This window comes from Rhizobium sp. TAL182, from assembly GCF_002117725.1.
Lineage (GTDB): Bacteria > Pseudomonadota > Alphaproteobacteria > Rhizobiales > Rhizobiaceae > Rhizobium > Rhizobium esperanzae.
Genome location: NZ_CP021024.1, coordinates 3,276,265 through 3,293,262, shown reverse-complemented (window position 1 = coordinate 3,293,262; position 16,998 = coordinate 3,276,265). Strand labels below are relative to the sequence as shown.

General features: G+C 60.5%; 17 protein-coding genes. 7 read left to right on the top strand and 10 right to left on the bottom strand.

What is annotated here, in order from left to right; all coding sequences use genetic code 11:
- Positions 1–218 precede the first annotated feature (218 nt).
- The 4 genes from petA to Tal182_RS16675 all read left to right on the top strand — a co-directional run bounded on the left by petA (position 219) and on the right by Tal182_RS16675 (position 3,659).
- On the top strand, positions 219–797 hold the full coding sequence (gene petA / locus Tal182_RS16690) for a ubiquinol-cytochrome c reductase iron-sulfur subunit (protein WP_011426278.1): 579 nt from the start codon (positions 219–221) through the stop codon (positions 795–797).
- A gap of 14 nt (positions 798–811) precedes the next feature.
- The gene (locus Tal182_RS16685; protein WP_064804088.1) at positions 812–2,092 is read left to right on the top strand and encodes a cytochrome b N-terminal domain-containing protein; all 1,281 of its coding nucleotides are present in this window, start codon (positions 812–814) and stop codon (positions 2,090–2,092) included.
- A gap of 25 nt (positions 2,093–2,117) precedes the next feature.
- Positions 2,118–3,002, top strand: coding sequence for a cytochrome c1 (locus tag Tal182_RS16680; RefSeq protein WP_020921913.1), 885 nt, complete (start codon positions 2,118–2,120; stop codon positions 3,000–3,002).
- Between the two features lie 114 nt (positions 3,003–3,116).
- Positions 3,117–3,659: an adenine phosphoribosyltransferase gene (locus Tal182_RS16675; RefSeq protein WP_020921912.1), complete on the top strand. Its 543-nt coding sequence runs from the start codon at positions 3,117–3,119 to the stop codon at positions 3,657–3,659.
- A gap of 18 nt (positions 3,660–3,677) precedes the next feature.
- On the opposite strand, the gene Tal182_RS16670 is transcribed toward Tal182_RS16675, so the two are convergent.
- Together Tal182_RS16670 and Tal182_RS16665 are read right to left on the bottom strand one after the other, a co-directional pair.
- Positions 3,678–4,145: a MaoC family dehydratase gene (locus tag Tal182_RS16670; RefSeq protein WP_064804085.1), complete on the bottom strand. Its 468-nt coding sequence runs from the start codon at positions 4,143–4,145 to the stop codon at positions 3,678–3,680.
- On the bottom strand, positions 4,142–4,633 hold the full coding sequence (locus tag Tal182_RS16665) for a MaoC family dehydratase (RefSeq protein ID WP_064804083.1): 492 nt from the start codon (positions 4,631–4,633) through the stop codon (positions 4,142–4,144). Before Tal182_RS16665 ends, Tal182_RS16670 begins: the two co-directional genes overlap by 4 nt.
- 192 nt (positions 4,634–4,825) lie before the next feature.
- On the opposite strand from Tal182_RS16665, the gene Tal182_RS16660 reads away from it, so the two are divergent.
- Entirely contained in the window at positions 4,826–5,899 is a 1,074-nt protein-coding gene (locus Tal182_RS16660) for a hypothetical protein (RefSeq protein ID WP_085860141.1), read from the top strand.
- 16 nt (positions 5,900–5,915) lie between these two features.
- On the opposite strand, the gene ychF is transcribed toward Tal182_RS16660, so the two are convergent.
- Entirely contained in the window at positions 5,916–7,019 is a 1,104-nt protein-coding gene (ychF, locus tag Tal182_RS16655; RefSeq protein WP_085860140.1) for a redox-regulated ATPase YchF, read from the bottom strand.
- A 325-nt stretch (positions 7,020–7,344) separates the two neighbouring features.
- Here ychF and clpS point away from each other — a divergent pair, with 325 nt between their 5' ends.
- Positions 7,345–7,656: an ATP-dependent Clp protease adapter ClpS gene (clpS, locus tag Tal182_RS16650; protein WP_064804078.1), complete on the top strand. Its 312-nt coding sequence runs from the start codon at positions 7,345–7,347 to the stop codon at positions 7,654–7,656.
- A 9-nt stretch (positions 7,657–7,665) separates the two neighbouring features.
- Here the strand turns inward: clpS and Tal182_RS16645 are convergent, their stop codons facing one another.
- The 5 genes from Tal182_RS16645 to Tal182_RS16625 all read right to left on the bottom strand — a co-directional run bounded on the left by Tal182_RS16645 (position 7,666) and on the right by Tal182_RS16625 (position 12,877).
- Positions 7,666–8,127 carry a GNAT family N-acetyltransferase gene (locus Tal182_RS16645; protein WP_085860139.1) on the bottom strand — a complete coding sequence of 154 codons (462 nt, stop codon included), beginning with the start codon at positions 8,125–8,127 and terminating at the stop codon, positions 7,666–7,668.
- Positions 8,124–8,855 carry an aminoacyl-tRNA hydrolase gene (pth, locus tag Tal182_RS16640; RefSeq protein ID WP_085860138.1) on the bottom strand — a complete coding sequence of 244 codons (732 nt, stop codon included), beginning with the start codon at positions 8,853–8,855 and terminating at the stop codon, positions 8,124–8,126. Before pth ends, Tal182_RS16645 begins: the two co-directional genes overlap by 4 nt.
- A 91-nt stretch (positions 8,856–8,946) precedes the next feature.
- On the bottom strand, positions 8,947–9,660 hold the full coding sequence (locus Tal182_RS16635) for a transporter substrate-binding domain-containing protein (protein ID WP_085860137.1): 714 nt from the start codon (positions 9,658–9,660) through the stop codon (positions 8,947–8,949).
- A gap of 24 nt (positions 9,661–9,684) precedes the next feature.
- Positions 9,685–12,036 (bottom strand): EAL domain-containing protein, encoded by a 2,352-nt coding sequence (locus Tal182_RS16630; protein ID WP_085860136.1) that lies wholly within the window; start codon positions 12,034–12,036, stop codon positions 9,685–9,687.
- A 226-nt stretch (positions 12,037–12,262) separates the two neighbouring features.
- Positions 12,263–12,877 carry a 50S ribosomal protein L25/general stress protein Ctc gene (locus Tal182_RS16625; RefSeq protein WP_085860135.1) on the bottom strand — a complete coding sequence of 205 codons (615 nt, stop codon included), beginning with the start codon at positions 12,875–12,877 and terminating at the stop codon, positions 12,263–12,265.
- A 402-nt stretch (positions 12,878–13,279) separates the two neighbouring features.
- Here Tal182_RS16625 and Tal182_RS16620 point away from each other — a divergent pair, with 402 nt between their 5' ends.
- The gene (locus tag Tal182_RS16620; RefSeq protein WP_085860134.1) at positions 13,280–14,824 is read left to right on the top strand and encodes a hypothetical protein; all 1,545 of its coding nucleotides are present in this window, start codon (positions 13,280–13,282) and stop codon (positions 14,822–14,824) included.
- A gap of 218 nt (positions 14,825–15,042) precedes the next feature.
- Here the strand turns inward: Tal182_RS16620 and Tal182_RS16615 are convergent, their stop codons facing one another.
- Together Tal182_RS16615 and Tal182_RS16610 are read right to left on the bottom strand one after the other, a co-directional pair.
- Positions 15,043–15,975, bottom strand: coding sequence for a ribose-phosphate pyrophosphokinase (locus tag Tal182_RS16615; protein WP_011426263.1), 933 nt, complete (start codon positions 15,973–15,975; stop codon positions 15,043–15,045).
- Positions 15,976–16,080: 105 nt separating this feature from the next.
- Positions 16,081–16,902, bottom strand: a complete 822-nt coding sequence (locus tag Tal182_RS16610; protein WP_085860133.1) for a hypothetical protein — start codon at positions 16,900–16,902, stop codon at positions 16,081–16,083.
- Between the last annotated feature and the right edge of the window lie 96 nt (positions 16,903–16,998).

The window sequence follows — 16,998 nt, the reverse complement described above, 5'->3', positions numbered from 1 at the left end:
AACATAACGGCAAGCGTGTCTTTGCCGTAAAAAATTCATCTGAAATTTCCCGCGACATTGTGCCCTCATCCCCTTGTCAAGGCTGGACATAATTTGCGATCAAGCTTAGAACGCGCCGGATTGCCGGGGAATCTATGGCCGAAATGTGTCCAGATCGATTCGCCAGCAGAGGGGGCGGGGCGGAATTCCGCGATAATTGCGCAGAGGATGGTTAAGCCGTGAGCGAACACGTAACGACAAGCGAGGCTTCAGCAGAGCCCACTCGCCGTGATTTCCTTTATCTCACCACTGGTATGGCGGGCGCTGTCGGCGCTGTTGCTGTCGCATGGCCGTTCATCGACCAGATGCGTCCGGATGCATCGACGCTGGCGCTGGCCTCCATCGAAGTCGATGTCGCGAGCCTCGAGCCCGGCATGTCACTGACGGTCAAGTGGCGCGGCAAGCCGATCTTTATCCGCAACCGCACGCCGGAGGAAGTGAAGGCGGCAGCCGATGTTCCGCTGGCGGATCTCAAGGATCCGATCGCGCGCAATGCCAACCTTCCGCCTGAAGCGCAGGCGACCGGTGTTGACCGTTCGGGCGGCAAGGACAAGGAAAACTGGATCGTCATGATCGGCACCTGCACCCATCTCGGTTGCGTTCCGCTCGGTCAGGCCGGTGAGTACAATGGTTGGTTCTGTCCCTGCCATGGCTCGGTCTACGACACGGCCGGCCGCATTCGCAAAGGCCCTGCGCCGCAGAACCTGGCGATTCCGACCTTTTCATTTGTGTCCGATACCAAAATCAAGATCGGTTGAGGGGAGACTGATTTATGAGTGGCCATTCCAGCTACGAACCGTCAACCGGCTTCGAAAAATGGGTCGATGCGCGCCTGCCGCTGCCGCGCATGGTCTATGACAGCTTCGTGGCATATCCGGTTCCCAGAAACCTGAACTATGCCTATACCTTCGGCGCGATGCTTTCCGTCATGCTGATCGTGCAGATCCTGACGGGTGTCGTGCTCGCCATGCACTATGCCGCCGACACGACGATCGCTTTCAACTCCGTTGAAAAGATCATGCGCGACGTCAACCACGGCTGGCTGCTGCGCTACCTGCATGCCAACGGCGCCTCCTTCTTCTTCGTCGCCGTCTACCTGCACATTGCCCGGGGCCTCTATTATGGCTCCTACAAGGCGCCGCGCGAAATCCTCTGGATCCTCGGCGTGGTCATCTACCTGCTGATGATGGCGACGGGCTTCATGGGCTACGTCCTGCCCTGGGGGCAGATGTCTTTCTGGGGCGCGACCGTCATCACCGGTTTCTTCTCGGCCTTCCCTCTGGTCGGCGAATGGGTGCAGCAGTTCCTGCTTGGCGGCTTTGCCGTCGATCAGCCGACGCTGAACCGCTTCTTCTCGCTGCATTACCTGCTGCCTTTCATGATCGCCGGCGTCGTGGTCCTGCATATCTGGGCGCTGCACGTCACAGGCCAGACGAACCCGACGGGCGTCGAGGTCAAGACGAAGACCGACACCGTGCGCTTCACACCCTATGCGACGATGAAGGATGCCCTCGGCGTCTCCGTCTTCCTGCTCGTTTATGCCTATTTCGTCTTCTACCTGCCGAACTTCCTCGGTCACGCCGATAACTACATCCCGGCCGATCCGTTGAAGACGCCTGCCCACATCGTTCCCGAATGGTACTTCCTGCCGTTCTACGCGATGCTGCGTTCGATCACCTTCAACATCGGCCCGATCGACTCCAAGCTTGGCGGCGTGCTCGTGATGTTCGGCGCGATCATCGTGCTCTTTTTCCTGCCGTGGCTTGACACCTCGAAGGTCCGCTCGGCGGTCTATCGTCCCTGGTACAAGCTGTTCTTCTGGCTGTTCGTGCTCAACGCGATCATCCTCGGCTGGCTCGGTTCGCAGCCGGCGGAAGGCAGCTACGTCATCGTGTCGCAGATCTGCACGCTTCTCTACTTCGCCTTCTTCCTGGTCGCGATGCCAGTTCTGGGTCTGGTGGAAACGCCGCGCCGCATCCCGAACTCGATCACTGAAGCGGTGCTTGAAAAGCGCAACAAGACCACTGGCGCCACCGCGGCGGCCAATGCGTAAGCGAGCGACGGAAGGGAATAGAACTATGAAAACGCTTGTTGCAAGCATTCTGCCGCTTGCCGTCGCCGCTCTCCTTGGCAGCGCCGCTTTCGCCGAGGAAGCGACGCCCGCGAATGGTGCAGCTCCCGCGCATCACGAGGAAGGCGCGACGCCGCACTATCCGCTGAAGGAGCCAAAGGAGCAGGAATGGAGCTTTGCCGGCCCGTTCGGCCACTACGACAAGGCTCAGCTCCAGCGCGGCCTCAAGGTCTACACGGAAGTCTGTTCTGCCTGCCATTCGATGAGCCTCGTGCCTTTCCGCACGCTCGACGAACTCGGTTATTCCGAGGCACAGGTGAAGGCATTCGCTGCCAATTACGAAGTTCAGGACGGGCCGGACTCGGCCGGCGAAATGTTCACCCGCAAGGCAGTCCCTTCGGATCATTTCCCATCGCCCTTCGCTAATGCTGAAGCGGCGGCCGCGTCCAACAACGGTGCGGCTCCGCCTGATTTTTCGCTGATCGCCAAGGCCCGTGAAGTCGAGCGCGGCTTCCCGCAATTCGTCTTCGACATCTTTACGCAGTATCAGGAAAGCGGCCCGGACTACATCTACTCGCTGCTGACCGGTTATGAAGAGCCGCCCGCCGGCTTCCAGGTGGCGCAGGGCGCGCATTATAACCCGTATTTCCATGCTGCCGCCGTTCTCGCTATGCCGAAACCGCTTTCCGACGGCCAGGTAACCTATGACGACGGCGCGCCGGCGACCGTCGACCAATACGCCAAGGATGTTTCCGCGTTCCTGATGTGGGCCGCCGAACCGCATCTCGAGGAGCGCAAGCGCACCGGCTTTATGGTGATGGTGTTCCTGGCGATCTTTACCGTGCTGATCTATCTGACGAAGCGCTCGGTTTACGCCAACAAGGAACATTGAGCGTTCCGTGCCTGAATTCGAAAGGCGGCTTGCGAGCCGCCTTTTTTGTTGGTTCCACCCTCGGCAATTGATAGGGTGCGGCCGGTTTTATGTGCTCGCAGATACGGACGTTCCATGGGCAATACAATTTCGGAGCTCGCAGCCAGCATTCGCTCCATCCCCGACTACCCCAATCCCGGCATCATCTTCCGCGACATCACCACGCTGCTCGGCAACCCCCGTGCTTTCCGCCGGGCGGTCGACGAGCTGGTGCAACCCTATGCCGGCACGAAGGTCGACAAGATCGCCGGCATGGAGGCGCGCGGCTTCATCCTCGGCGGTGCGGTGGCGCACCAGCTTTCCTCGGGCTTCGTACCGATCCGCAAGAAGGGCAAGTTGCCACACGACACCGTGCGCATCGCCTACAGCCTGGAATATGGAGTCGACGAAATGGAGATGCATCGCGATGCGGTCCAGCCCGGCGAGAAGGTGATCCTGGTCGATGATCTCATCGCCACCGGCGGCACGGCCGTGGGTGCGACGCAGCTTTTGCGCCAGATCGGCGCGGAGGTGGTTGGCGCCTGCTTCGTCATCGACCTGCCCGACCTTGGCGGCCGCAGGAAGCTGGAAGAGCTCGGCGTCGTCGTCCACACGCTGGTCGAATTCTCCGGGCATTGAGCCCGCGTTGCGACCGCGTCAGTCGAATTCCAGGACGCCGCTTTCAAAGCGCATGACGGGATCGCCGTTCTGATTGACGCCCTCGCAGAGGATGGTGTTGAGGTGCCAGCCCGGCCGCGATGCGAGCGGTCGGCTGGACAGAAAGGCGACGGAATAGGTCACGACGTCGCCTGCAAAGACCGGCCGCAGCCATTGCAGTTTCTGGAAGCCAGGCGAGGGGCCGAGCTTGGGCGCCGTCAGCCCCTCTTCGGCGAGAATGACGCTTTGCTTTTGCCAGAAGGCGAGGAAGGTCCGCATCCAGGCGGCCGTGGTGTGCCAGCCCGAGGCGCAAAGCCCGCCGAAGAGCGTGTCTTTCGCGGCTTCCTTATCGACGTGAAAACGCTGCGGGTCGTGGCGGGTTGCGAAGCGGATGATGTTTTCTTCGGTGAAGGTGTAGCTGCCGATCTCGGCTTTTTGACCGACGGCGTAAAGCTCGGACATTCTCATACTGATGGCTCCGAGCTCACGTTGGCATCCTCCGGAGTGGGGCGCATGCGGATCATCACGGAATTCTCCGAGAGGCAGACGAGTTCGCCGCGCTGGTTTTCCACCGTGTGGCGGAATTTGACGATGCCCATGCCGGGGCGCGAGCGCATCGGCCGGGCTTCGAGAACGGTCGAATGGCCCTGCAGCGTATCGCCTGCAAGCACCGGCTTTCGCCATTCCATCAGATCGATGCCCGGCGCACCCTCGCAAAGCGCGTTCAGCACGTAGCTGTCCGCCATCATGCGCATGAGCATTGCCGAGGTATGCCAGCCGGAGGCGGCAAGCCCGCCGAGGATGCTGGCGCGGCCGGCGGCTTCGTCGAGATGCATTGGCTGCGGGTCGAATTCGCTGGCGAACTCGATGATTTCTTCGGTGAGCACCAGTTTCGGGCCGAGGGCGAAACGGCGGCCGGGTTCAAAATCCTCGAAAGACAGCTTTTCTGCCGGCATTCTCTCCTCCGCCATATCAAGCGCCTAGAACAGGATGTTTTTAGGCCGGTCGGCCTACAATCTGAATCTTGTTCTACATTAAAGAGTTAGAGCATGATGCCGTCCGAAAACCACTTACACTTTTCGGCATCATGCTCTAGTGCTTACAATAGCATCCGCGCGGGCTCAATGATTCCCGGGAGACAAACCGGTATGACGGAACTGAGGTCGATACTTGACGAGGCGGCGCGCCAGGGGCTGATTTCGTCGGAAGCGGGCGGGCGGCTTCTGCCGTTTCTGACCGAGCGTGGCGTGTCTGTTGTTGAGACGCAGAAGGCAGTCGCAGCCGAAGAGCGGGCCTGGTCGGACACCGAGACGCCGCGCTTCGTGCGCGGCTTTCACGACGTGCTGATCACCATCGGTGTTATCGTCGCGCTCGTCGGCCTCTGGGGCCTGGCGCCGCTTTACGCCGTGCCGGTCGCTATCATCGTGCTTTCGGAAATCCTGGTGCGCCGCCAGCGGCTCGCCTTGCCGGCTGTCAGCCTGACTGTCGCGCTGTTCTGCTGGACATTTTTGCTGATGTCCCGCGTCTTCACGCCGTGGACCTCCGAAATCGGTGCGGATCTGACGCAGTTCGTCGCCGGCTTTCCGATTCTGCTCTGCGTCTATTATGCCCGCTATCGCGTGCCCTTGTCGCTGGCGCTCACTATCATGTCGACGCTTGCCTTGGTGCTCACGCTGCTTTTACGCCTGGTGCAATGGCTAAGCGGCAATCCCGCGTTTTTCGTCGATCATCTTGGCGTGCTGGCCGCGGTCGCTTTCGTCTGTGCGCTCGGCCTGTTCGCGACGGCGCTTTATTTCGATCTCGGCGACCGGCTGCGGCGGACGACGCGTTCGGATATCGCTTTCTGGTTGCATCTCGGTGCGGCGCCGGCGCTGCTCTACAGCACCGTGTCCCTGCTGTCGTTCGGGGAAGCCGGCCATATCTTCGACCTGGCGAACATGTCGGCCCGGACTCCTGTGGTCGTCGCGACCGTGGCGGCGTTGATGCTGATCGGCCTCGTCATCGATCGTCGCGCCTTCGTCACGTCGGGGCTGCTGTCCCTCGGCGTTGCGATCTTCAGCGTGGTTCGGAAGGGAAATGCGACTGTCGATACCTACATCTTCACGACGCTGATCGTCGTCGGCGCGATCGTGCTCATTATCGGAACAGGCTGGATGCCGCTTCGGCGGCTAGTGCTCAGGGCACTACCGCCGGCAATCGCAAACAGGCTGCCGCCCGGTTAAGGCGGCAGCGATTTGATCAGGTGTTGAAACGGAAGTGGATGACGTCGCCGTCCTGGACGACGTATTCCTTGCCTTCGTCGCGCGCCTTGCCGGCATCCTTGGCGCCAACTTCGCCGTTGTACTTGATGTAATCGTCGTAGGCGATGGTGTTGGCGCGGATGAAGCCGCGTTCGAAATCCGAGTGGATGACGCCGGCGGCCTGCGGCGCCTTGGTGCCGCGCTCGATCGTCCAGGCGCGCGTTTCCTTCGGGCCGACAGTGAAATAGGTGATGAGGTCGAGCAGCTTATAGCCGGCGCGGATCAGCCGGTCGAGGCCCGCCTCGTCAAGGCCTAGGGCAGAGAGGAATTCCTTGGCTTCCTCTTCGGCAAGCTGGGCGACCTCAGCTTCGATCGCCGCCGAGATGATGACGGTTTCGGCACCCTGCTCCTTCGCCATGGCGGCGACGGCGGCGGTGAATTCGTTGCCGGTTGAGGCATCGGCTTCGGCGACGTTGCAGACATAGAGCACCGGATGCGAGGTGAGGAGGTTGAGGCCCTTGAGGATGGCGATCTCCTCGGCATCGAGCTTCAACAGCAGCGTGCGCACCGGCTTGCCCTCGTTGAGCAGCTTCAGCGAGGCTTCCATGATCGGTAGCATCGCCATCGACTCCTTGTCCTTGCCGGTGGCGCGCTTGCGCGTCTGCTCGGTGCGGCGCTCCAGGCTTTCGAGATCGGCGAGCATCAGCTCGGTCTCAATCGTCTCGGCATCGGCGACCGGATTGATGCGGCCCTCGACATGGGTGATGTCGCTGTCTTCGAAGCAGCGCAGCACATGCACGATGGCGTCGACTTCGCGGATATTGGCGAGGAACTGGTTGCCGAGACCCTCACCTTTTGAGGCGCCGCGCACCAGGCCGGCGATGTCGACGAAGGAGATGCGGGTCGGGATCAGTTCCTTCGACTTGGCGATGTCGGCAAGCTTGCGCATGCGCGGATCGGGTACGGCGACTTCGCCGGTATTCGGCTCGATGGTGCAAAAGGGATAATTGGCCGCTTGTGCCGCCGCCGTCTTGGTGAGTGCGTTGAAGAGGGTCGATTTGCCGACGTTCGGCAGACCGACGATGCCGCATTTGAAGCCCATGGCTAAAACCTGCTGTTCTTGAATTTCTTGCTGGTGCCTATGGGATAAAGGAGCAATACGGTCAAGTCTTAGCGAGCTTTTAACGTTGCTCACTTGCCCAAGGAACGGCGCCGGCCTATTTTCGAGGGCGATCGCGGTTTCGATGCATTGCGGATTTCGTCAACTGCACGATCGCTGTTGCCGGCCGCAATGACATCCGGCTTCAACTCGGCGAATTTCCTGCTTCAAGGTGGGGCAGCCACGGCGCACCGTCGAAAATTCGTCATCGACAATGATTAGTTGTTCTGAAGAACCTTGACCATGTCATCAACGGGTGGATTTTCCGATGAGTGACAATGACGTTGCCCTGAAACCGAAGACCAAGGTCAGGCCGAAGCTGGACAAGCCGAAGCTCTACAAGGTCATTCTCGTTAACGACGATTACACGCCGCGGGACTTCGTCATCGTGATCCTGAAAGTCGTCTTCCGCATGAGCGAGGAGACCGGCTATCGGGTGATGATGACGGCGCACAAGCTCGGCTCCTGCGTGGTCGTGGTCTGCGCCAAGGACATTGCCGAGACCAAGGCCAAGGAGGGTATCGACCTAGCCAAGGAGATGGGTTTCCCGCTGATGTTCACCACCGAGCCCGAGGAATAGCCCTTCAGCTCACAGCCGGCGGATCTGATAGCCGGTCTTGTCCTGCAGGAAGCCGCAATTTTCGTAGAAGCGCAGCGTCGCCGGGTTCTTCGAGCCGGTGAGCAACATCACCTTATAGCAGCCGGCCTTCCAGGCCTCATTCACCGCATGGCCGATGACGGCGTTGGCGTAGCCGCGCCGGCGGTGCTCGGCGTGGGTGACGACGTTTTCGATCAGTGCATAAGAGGCGGCGCCGCGCGTCAAGTTCGGCACGATGATCAGCGTGACGGTGGCGGCGGCGTGAGCGCCGGCAAAGCCGATGAATACGGTCATGCCCGGCTGGGCGAGAATGGCGGAAAAGCGCTCCTTGGCCATGGTCCCGTCGAGAATGGGATCGGTCGGATTCAGATGCCGGTAGAGGACGGTCAGCCCCTCGAGATCATCGGGAACGGCACTGCGGATGGTAAAATCCTGGTCTGGCACCGCCGTCATTCCCCCTTGTTGTCGAACATCTTCTTCAGCATGTCGGCCATCGGGCCGGTGGCCGGCAGCTTTGGCTGGTTGTTGTTGCGGGCCTGGCGGATATGCGACTGGCCGGCCGGCTTCTTCTCGCTCTCCCTGCTTTCCTTCCGCGGCTTTTCCTCGTCCGCCTTGCCGCCGAGCGCCAGCGCGATCTTGTTCATCAGCTGTGAATCCTCGTTTCGCACCAGCATATCGGCATTGTCGGCCAGCGTATCGAGAAGCGGCTCCAGCCATACCTTGTCGGCCTTGGCGAAGTCGCCGAGCACATGGTTCTGCACCATTTCCTTGACGCCGGGATGGCCGATGCCGAGGCGCAGTCGCCGGTATTCCTTGCCGCAATGGGCGTCCAACGATCTAATGCCGTTATGGCCGCCATGGCCGCCGCCGGTCTTCAGCCGCGCCTTGCCCGCGGGAAGGTCGAGCTCGTCATAGATCGCGACAAGGTCGGCGGGCTGGAGCTTGTAAAAACGCATCGCCTCGCCGACGGCTTCGCCGGAAAGGTTCATGTAGGTCTGCGGTTTGATCAGCAGCACCTTTTCGCCGCCGAGTTCGCCCTCGGCGATCTCGGCCTTGAACTTCTTTGACCAGAGGGAAAAGCTGTGGCGCCGATGAATGGCGTCAACAGCCATGAAGCCGATGTTGTGACGGTTACCGGCGTATTTGCTGCCGGGATTGCCGAGACCTGCAATGATCAGCATGGCCTGTCATCCTCGCTTATGCGTTTCCCGACGTTCACCATCCGGAAACGACAGTAAAGTCAAGCGGAAACGGCGAGCCCGGCAGGCAGCATCATTCCGAGAGGTTCATGCCATATTTCAGGAAGATCTGCTTCTGGTCGCCATCGGCGATCAGCTTGTCGAGGGCAGCCTGCATCTTGGCGTGCAGATCGTCGGGAAAGCTCTTCTCGCAGGCGATACCCATTGGCTGGGAGGAGAGCACGGTTACGATCTCCACCGGCTGATCGGCCTTCAGCTTTTCGAAATAGAGTTCGGAGATCGGCATCATGTCGATGCGACCGCTGAGCAGCTTGCGCAGCGTGGCGTTGAAGTCACTGGCGACGTCCAGCTTGGTGAAACCCTTCTCCTTCAGGATCGTCTCGGTGTAGTCCTCGCGCTGGGTGCCGATCGTATATTTTTTTGCCTCTTCGAGATTGCTGGCGGTGATGCCCGAACCCTTGCGGGTGATCAGGATGTTTCGGTCGATGAGCAGCGGCTCGACCCATTTGAACAATGGGTCACGCGCGCTATTGTGGGCGGTGGCGAAAACACATGTCATCGGCTCGGTGCGGGCAAGGCTGAAAGCACGCGCCCAAGGCATGACTTCGATCGTATAGTCGACGCCGATGGCAGCCATGACCTTTTCGACCTGCTCGACCGTCGCGCCCTTGATCTCTTTGCCTTCGCGATAGTTGAACGGGGCGTAATCCTCGGTCGTGAAAGCAACCGTCTGTGCGTGGGCCGCGCATGGCAGCGCCAGACATGCGAGAAGCAGGAGCTTTTTCATCGTGTCGTCTCCTTCGTTCTTCGTTTACGAGGCGCGCGCGACGGCCGACTGCGGAGCCATCAGTTCCTCGATGAGTGCGGCTGCGTGCTGCGGACGATGGAAGAGATAGCCCTGGCCATAGTCCAGACCCATCTGGTGAAGCGTGCGGCATTCCTCTTCCGTCTCGATGCCCTCGGCAATGACGGTGCAGTTCATCTTGTGGGACAGGGTGGTGATGCCTTCGATCAGCATGCGGCTCTTCTGGCGCACCTCGTCGTCGCCGTCGTTGATCGCGCGGGTGAAGGACTGGTCGATCTTGATGATATCGACAGGGAAACGGTTGAGGTAGCTGAGCGACGAGTAGCCGGTGCCGAAATCGTCGAGCGCGATGCGGCAGCCGAAGCGGCGAAGCTCGGTGACGATCATGCGAATCTGCGGGTTGTCGTGCATCAGCACGGCTTCCGTGATCTCGACGACGATGCGCTCGGGGCGGATGCCGTGGCGACCGACGATTGCGGCGAGACGGGCCGGCAGCGCCGGTTCGAACTGCAGCGGTGAGAAGTTGATGGCGAGGTAGGTATCCTGCATCCCCGATATACGAGAGATTTTCGCGAGGTTGGAAATCGCCTTTTCCATGATGACGTTGCCGACGCGGACGATCTTGCCCGTCTCCTCGGCGACGCTGATAATTTCGGCCGGCGGCATCAGACCTTTGTGCGGATGGTTAAGGCGCATCAGCGCCTCGAAACCGGCAATGCCGCGGCCGTTCAGATTGACGATCGGCTGCAGCAAGGCTTCGAACCAGTTCTCGGCGAGGCCGGCTTCGATGTTGGCCTCGATCTCGGCGCGGCTGCGGGCGCGGTCGAGCATGGCTTTGTCGAAGAGCTGTGCGCCGTTCTTGCCGTCGCGTTTCTTGGCATACATCGCCATGTCGGATTTCTGCAGCAGCTCGGCCGCGGTCGCGGCGTGATGCGGGTAGATGGCGATGCCAATGGACGCGCTCAGATGCATGTCCGGGGCAAATGGCGTTTCGAAGATGGAGGCGATCTGCTCGCACATCGCCTTGGCGCGCTTTTCGGCGTCCTTCGCCGGCAGCAGAATGGCGAACTCATCGCCGCCGAGGCGGGCCGCTTCGTCGGAGGGAGCAAGATGGGTTTTCAGGCGCTCGACGAGCTCGATCAGCGCCATGTCGCCGGCGGCATGGCCCATATTGTCGTTGATCCACTTGAAGCGGTCGAGATCGACGAAGAGGCAGGCGAGTTCCTGGCCGGCGGCGTCCGCGGCAGCGATCTTGTTATCGAGCACGACTTCAAAACCCTGGCGGTTGAGAAGCCCGGTGAGGTGGTCGGTGATGGCCTGACGATGGTTGCGGTCCTCGGAAGCCTTGAGCTCGGTCACATCCGTCATGACCGACAGCGACAGGCGATCGTGAGCGCCGGCGCCGGCTTCCGATTCCATGATGAGGACGTCCATGGTGCGGCCGTCCAGGCAGACGAACTTAACGGTCACCGCCATGCCGCTTTCGGCCTGGCGGCGCCTGACGAACTTGTCGCGGGTGGATGAGGTGACCAGATTGGCGAAGTTGCGGCCGATGACGGCGGCGCGGCTATAACCGGTGGCAAGCAGCCAATAGTCGCTGACGGCGGTGATGCGGTCTTCCTCATCGAGCGAGAAGAGCATGGCGGGCGTCAGATTGTAGATATCGGTGGCGCGGCGATGGGCGAGCTTCAGCTCCTTCTCCTCGCTTTCGAGCTTGGTTTGCATCTCGTTGAAGCTGCGGGCAAGCCGTCCCATCTCGTCGTTCGACTGCCAATCGACGTGATGACGGGAGCCGAGCTGGCGGGTCGCCTCGATTGCCGCCGTCAGCCGCATCAGCGGCTGGATGACAAAGAAGCGGTTGCCGATCAGCGCGGTGCCGAAAACGGTCAAAACCGCAAAGATGAAGATCGAAATGAAGACGACCTCTTCCTGCTTCAGGCCGGAAAACAGGCCGAGGGCGGGATAGTAGACGCTGATGCTGCCGAGGTTCCTCGGACCGTCGACGGTGTTGTAGATGATGGCGCGCGACACCTGCACGAGCTTGCCGTCAAAGGAACGCGGAATGGTGGATTGACTGACGTCGAGTTGGCCTGACTGATCACGCACCTCGACCTTAACGATGGCGCCTTGGGAAACGACCGTCGCGCTGATCTGGGTGACGCTTTCCTCATCGAGGTCCCAGAGCGGTTTTGCCAGCGCCTGAGCATTGGCGACAAGAAGAACAGAGATATGGTCGCGTATTTCTTTATCGGCACGTTCCGAGGAAAGAAAAAGGAAGAGAACAAAAAGCGGAGCGACAAAAACAAGCAGCGCTCCGCAAACAATCCCAAAAAACCTGTTCTCAACGGAATTGTTCATGGTTCCGTCTACTCCCCCAGGCCGGCATATTTGCTGTCGCGCGTTCGGGCCGGCTTCTTCGCAGCTGACGGGGCATGCTTTCACGAATATGTTAAATGTTGCTGAAACGGAGGCTTGGCGGGCAATGAAAAGCCCGCCTTCCCCGTGACTCGGCTCTCGAAAGTTGAACTTTCGGGAGCCAGTTCACCGGTAAGGCGGGCCATATGCTTTCAATTGGTCGAAGCGATCAGGCTTCGGCTTCGCCTTCAGCTTCCGCGCCGCTCTCGTCGACGCCGCCAGCCGGAGCGACGATGGTCGCGATCGTGAAGTCGCGGTCGATGACCGGGCTGACGCCCTTCGGAAGGGTGACTTCCGAAATATGGATGCTGTCGCCGATCTTCTTGCCGCTGAGATCGATGTTGAAGAATTCCGGGATCGCATCGGCCGGGCAGTGAACTTCAACTTCGTGGCGGACGATGTTCAGGACGCCGCCGACCTTGAGGCCCGGAGACTTTGCTTCATTGATGAAGTGAACCGGGATTTCGACGGTCACCTGGGTGTTGCCGGAGACGCGCAGGAAATCGACATGCAGCGTGAAGTCGCGGACCGGATCGAGCTGGTAGTCCTTCGGCAGAACCTTGTACTTCTTGCCGTCGACTTCGATGGTCGCTACGGTGGTCATGAAGCCACCGGCGTGAATACGCTTCGTCACCTCATTGGTGTTGATAGCGATGGCAATGGGGGCCTGCTTGTCACCATAGATGACAGCGGGAATCAAACCGTTGCGGCGAAGTTCACGGGCGGACCCCTTACCAACCCGTTCGCGCGCCTCGGCCTTGAGCTCGTAAGTTTCCTGGCTCATGGCTTTTCCTTTCGAGGTTATTTGGAGAGTTCGGCGGCAGGCAAAAGCCTTGTCCCGTCGAACCGGAGGCGGGTTTTCCCATCCTCATCCGCGTTGCCTCCAAGGGTGTCTACGCGGACCGGTGGCCTATAGTATAAGTCGCTCGGAAACGCAAGTTGCCGATTGCACCGGTTTTTCGGCGATGGAGGGGCTTTCGCCGGGGCGCTTCATCATCGAGAACAGCGAGCTCGCCCAGATTGCATCCGCACCCATCCCAAGGCGAGAACCTTGTTGAAATCACTCGCGAAATGCACTTGGTCAAAGGCAAAATTGCCAGTGCTTATCGCTACTTGGCTTGACATCGGTGCGCTTCGCATCTTTGGATGGCCGCAATCAAAAAGCGGCTGAGGAGAAAACCAGACTATGCGTCTCAAACTTGTCACGGCAACGAGTATGCTTGCCCTTTGCCTTTTCACCGGGGCCGAGGGCGCGGAGATCAACCAGGAGGGCGCCAACGCGGTCAAGGAGACCCTGACGAAGCTGCTTCCGCAGGATTTGGCAAAAAGCGGCCTCATCACCGTCAATCCGGCCGGCACGCGCTATGAGGTCATCTACGATCTGGCGAAGCTGCTTACCAAGGCCGATCCGGCGACCTTTACGATCACAGGACTGACACCGTTTTCGATGTTCGCCACGCCGCTCGACAGTGGGCTCTGGAACGTCGAAGGCGACAACAAGCTCAATGTCTCCGGCCATTTCAAGGGCCCAGACCAGAAGCCGACGGATTTCACCTATTCCATCGCGTCGCTTGTTTATTCCGGCGTCTTCGACCCGGCGATTAGCTATCTGCGCTCCGGCACCTTCGCAGCCAAAGACATCAAGATGGCCAGCAAGTCCGAAACCGAGGAGGTCCATGCCAGCATCGCCAGCATGGACCAGAAGCTGAGTTCGACCGACAGCACAGGCGGCAATGGACGGATCGATTTTGCCGGCAGCGGCTCGATGTCTGATTTCGTCGAGCAGGTTTCCGGTCTGCAAATGCCGCCCATCGAACTTCGTGCCGGCTCGATCGATGTCGAGGCCAAGGTGAACGGCCTGCCGGCCAAGCATATCCGCGAGATGGTCTTCTTCGTGCTCGACCATCTCGATGAGAAGGAATTGAGTCCGGAAAACAGCGACAAGATAAAGGGAATAGTGAAGGAAGCCTTCCCGCTTCTGACCTCGTTCAGCGAGACGATCGGGGTCAACGACCTGACCGTCAGCAGCGAGATGGGCAAGGGCGGCGCCAAGGCATTCGGCTACAACCTCGCCATCGAGGGGCCGAGTGACGCCATGCGTTTCGGCTTCGGCATGGATGCGCAGGAGATCAGCCTCGACACGCCGCTAATGCCGGCAAACTATTCGGCCTTCATGCCGACCAGCTTCGATTTCCAGCTCGCGCTTCCGAATCTGGATTTCGCAAGCTTCGGCGACGCCCTCATGGCGGTGGATTTCAAAGATTCGGCGTCCGAGAAGACCGGCGAGGAGATGGCGAAGAAGCTCTTCCGCGATGGCCGGCTTGCCGTCGAGTTTCCGAAGATCAGTGCCAAATCGCAGGTCTATGACGTCGATATAACCGGCAAGATCGAAGGTCGCGTCGATACGGAGAAGGATTATTCGATGGAGGCGACGATCCTTGCCCGCGATCTCGACAAGACGATCGCGGCGGTTCAGGAGCTTGCCAAGACGGATCCCGATTTCAACCAGGTCTCCTTCGGCATCATGATGGTGAAGGGCTTTGCCAAGACCGATCCGGATGGCCGTTCGCGCTGGGACGTCAGCATCAGCCGAGATGGTTCCGTGGCGGTCAACGGCCAGCAGATCAAGGGACCGGATGGTCCGGATCAGGATCAGGGGCTGGAGCCGGACCAGGAGCAGGAACCGGATCAAGGTCAGGACGCACTACCTGCTCAGCCTCAGCAGCCTTGAACGTTCTCGATGGAGTCAGAAATGAAAGAGGCCGGCTTTGTGCCGGCCTTCAGGCTGCTGACAAACCACTGCAAAAGCCGTGGCGTCATCATCGACCTTGTTCCCAGGATCTGCGCCGGCCGATTAAGCATCTGAGAATAAGCGCTTTTCCGCCAACGATCAGATGCTCGGCACAAGGCCGAGCACGACGGAAGAGACTTTTTAGTCGAAGAGGCTGGTTAATCGAAGAGGCTGGAGACGGACTCTTCCTGGCTCGTGCGGCTGATGGCTTCGCCGATCAGGGGGGCCGTCGTCACGACCCGGATATTGTGCGCTGAAAGCACCGCCGTTGTCGGCTGGATCGAATCCGTGATGACGAGTTCACGCAGCTTCGAGGAGGTGACGCGGGTGACCGCGCCGCCCGAGAGAACGCCGTGCGTGATATAGGCGGTGACGCTGGAGGCACCCTGGGCGAGCAGTGCGTCGGCCGCATTGCAGAGGGTGCCGCCGGAGTCGACGATGTCGTCGATCAGCAGGCAGTCCTTGCCGGTGACGTCGCCGATGATGTTCATGACTTCGGATTCACCTGGCCGATCGCGACGCTTGTCGACGATGGCCAGAAGACAGTCCAGCCGCTTGGCGAGCGCGCGCGCGCGCACCACGCCGCCGACATCGGGCGAGACGACCATGACGTTGCTGAGGTCATAATGGCTCTTGATGTCGCGCGTCAGCACGGGCAGGGCGAAGAGGTTGTCTGTGGGTATATCGAAGAAGCCCTGGATCTGACCGGCATGAAGATCGAGCGTCATGACGCGATCGGCGCCGGCTTCGGTAATGAGGTTGGCAACCAGCTTGGCGGAGATCGGCGTGCGGCCGGATGCGCGGCGGTCCTGACGGGCATAGCCGAAATAGGGAAGAACGGCGGTGATGCGGCGTGCCGACGAACGACGCATCGCGTCGATCATGATCAGCAGCTCCATCAGGTGGTCGTTGGCGGGAAAGGCAGTGGGCTGCACGAGGAAGACGTCCTCGCCGCGCACGTTTTCCTGGATTTCCACGAAGATTTCCTGGTCGGCAAACCTTCGGACACTGGCTCTTCCCAAAGGAACATTGAGATAGTTGCAGATCGCTTCGGCGAGTTGCCGGTTCGAATTGCCTGCGAAAACCTTCATTTTGGTCCGCCTGTTATGCGCTGATAGCCGCGCTTTTTAGTCAGCTTCCCAGTGAATGCAAGGGCAAAGGCGCCACAGACTTTCATATTTGCAAAAAGTTTGTGACTAACCGCCCTGAGTTTGCCGCCAGGAGGTGAATTCCGCGATGGTTTTCGAGGCGATCTGCTGCATCACCGAAGCCGGGACACCCGCCCAGGGGTCGGCCGCGGCCGTCGGCACGCTTTCCTGCCCCTGGATGCGGTGCAGCCGGGCGCCGCCGCTGTCGAGAACGTCCCAGACGTAGACCACGGTGACCTTGCCGTCGTCACTGAAGGCTGAGAGATAACCTTTGAGGATGTAATCGCTGCTCGTATCGTTCGAGCTCTTGATGGAAAGGCCGTTGGCGCGCGCCTCGGCGCCGAGCTGGCGCGAGAGCGGAGTCACAGCTTGCACCGGCGCCCCGATGATCGGCAGGAAGCGCACGGTATTGCCGCGCGCGGATGATGTCCCGGGGGCGAGGGCGGCGGTCTGCTGCGGGTGCTGCGTGTCAAGCCGCTGGTCGGGCTGTGTTGGCGATCCGGCGCCGGCGGCAGCCGGCGGCAGCGCCTGTCCCTCGATCGGGGCGGAGGCGGCGGGCGAGGAGCCGTTCCTCGACAGCGCGTCTGCCTGCTCCTGCATCGTCGTCGGCGGCGCGCCGCTGCCGGGTCGATAGGTTCTTTGCGACTGATCATAGGCCGGATGATAGCCACTCGGCTGCGTGCTCCCGGCAAAAACCGGCTGGCGGGCGCCGGCCAGACGTTCTGCCTCGCCCTGCGTCACCGGGCTTGACGGCGGAGCTCCGGAGGATTCGCCGATGCCGACTTGTGGCGTCAGCGCGTCGGTGGTGTTGCAGGCGGTCAGCAGAGCCATGACGAACAGGAGCGTGGGCACAGTCGCAGCTCGCGTCATCCCGTGATCCGTCCTTCCCACAATCGCATCAGCCCCGCCCGGATTTATGCGGGCGGGGACGGTCCTCTGTCAATTCCGGATTCTCACCGGTCAGTC

Bases quoted from the DNA above. Each gene is read 5' to 3' on its own strand.
- Tal182_RS16685 (WP_064804088.1), top strand. From the start codon at position 812: ATGAGTGGCCATTCCAGCTACGAACCGTCAACCGGCTTCGAAAAATGG.
- Tal182_RS16680 (WP_020921913.1), top strand. From the start codon at position 2,118: ATGAAAACGCTTGTTGCAAGCATTCTGCCGCTTGCCGTCGCCGCTCTC.
- Tal182_RS16675 (WP_020921912.1), top strand. From the start codon at position 3,117: ATGGGCAATACAATTTCGGAGCTCGCAGCCAGCATTCGCTCCATCCCC.
- Tal182_RS16670 (WP_064804085.1), bottom strand. From the start codon at position 4,145: ATGAGAATGTCCGAGCTTTACGCCGTCGGTCAAAAAGCCGAGATCGGC.
- Tal182_RS16665 (WP_064804083.1), bottom strand. From the start codon at position 4,633: ATGCCGGCAGAAAAGCTGTCTTTCGAGGATTTTGAACCCGGCCGCCGT.
- Tal182_RS16660 (WP_085860141.1), top strand. From the start codon at position 4,826: ATGACGGAACTGAGGTCGATACTTGACGAGGCGGCGCGCCAGGGGCTG.
- ychF (WP_085860140.1), bottom strand. From the start codon at position 7,019: ATGGGCTTCAAATGCGGCATCGTCGGTCTGCCGAACGTCGGCAAATCG.
- clpS (WP_064804078.1), top strand. From the start codon at position 7,345: ATGAGTGACAATGACGTTGCCCTGAAACCGAAGACCAAGGTCAGGCCG.
- Tal182_RS16645 (WP_085860139.1), bottom strand. From the start codon at position 8,127: ATGACGGCGGTGCCAGACCAGGATTTTACCATCCGCAGTGCCGTTCCC.
- pth (WP_085860138.1), bottom strand. From the start codon at position 8,855: ATGCTGATCATTGCAGGTCTCGGCAATCCCGGCAGCAAATACGCCGGT.
- Tal182_RS16635 (WP_085860137.1), bottom strand. From the start codon at position 9,660: ATGAAAAAGCTCCTGCTTCTCGCATGTCTGGCGCTGCCATGCGCGGCC.
- Tal182_RS16630 (WP_085860136.1), bottom strand. From the start codon at position 12,036: ATGAACAATTCCGTTGAGAACAGGTTTTTTGGGATTGTTTGCGGAGCG.
- Tal182_RS16625 (WP_085860135.1), bottom strand. From the start codon at position 12,877: ATGAGCCAGGAAACTTACGAGCTCAAGGCCGAGGCGCGCGAACGGGTT.
- Tal182_RS16620 (WP_085860134.1), top strand. From the start codon at position 13,280: ATGCGTCTCAAACTTGTCACGGCAACGAGTATGCTTGCCCTTTGCCTT.
- Tal182_RS16615 (WP_011426263.1), bottom strand. From the start codon at position 15,975: ATGAAGGTTTTCGCAGGCAATTCGAACCGGCAACTCGCCGAAGCGATC.
- Tal182_RS16610 (WP_085860133.1), bottom strand. From the start codon at position 16,902: ATGACGCGAGCTGCGACTGTGCCCACGCTCCTGTTCGTCATGGCTCTG.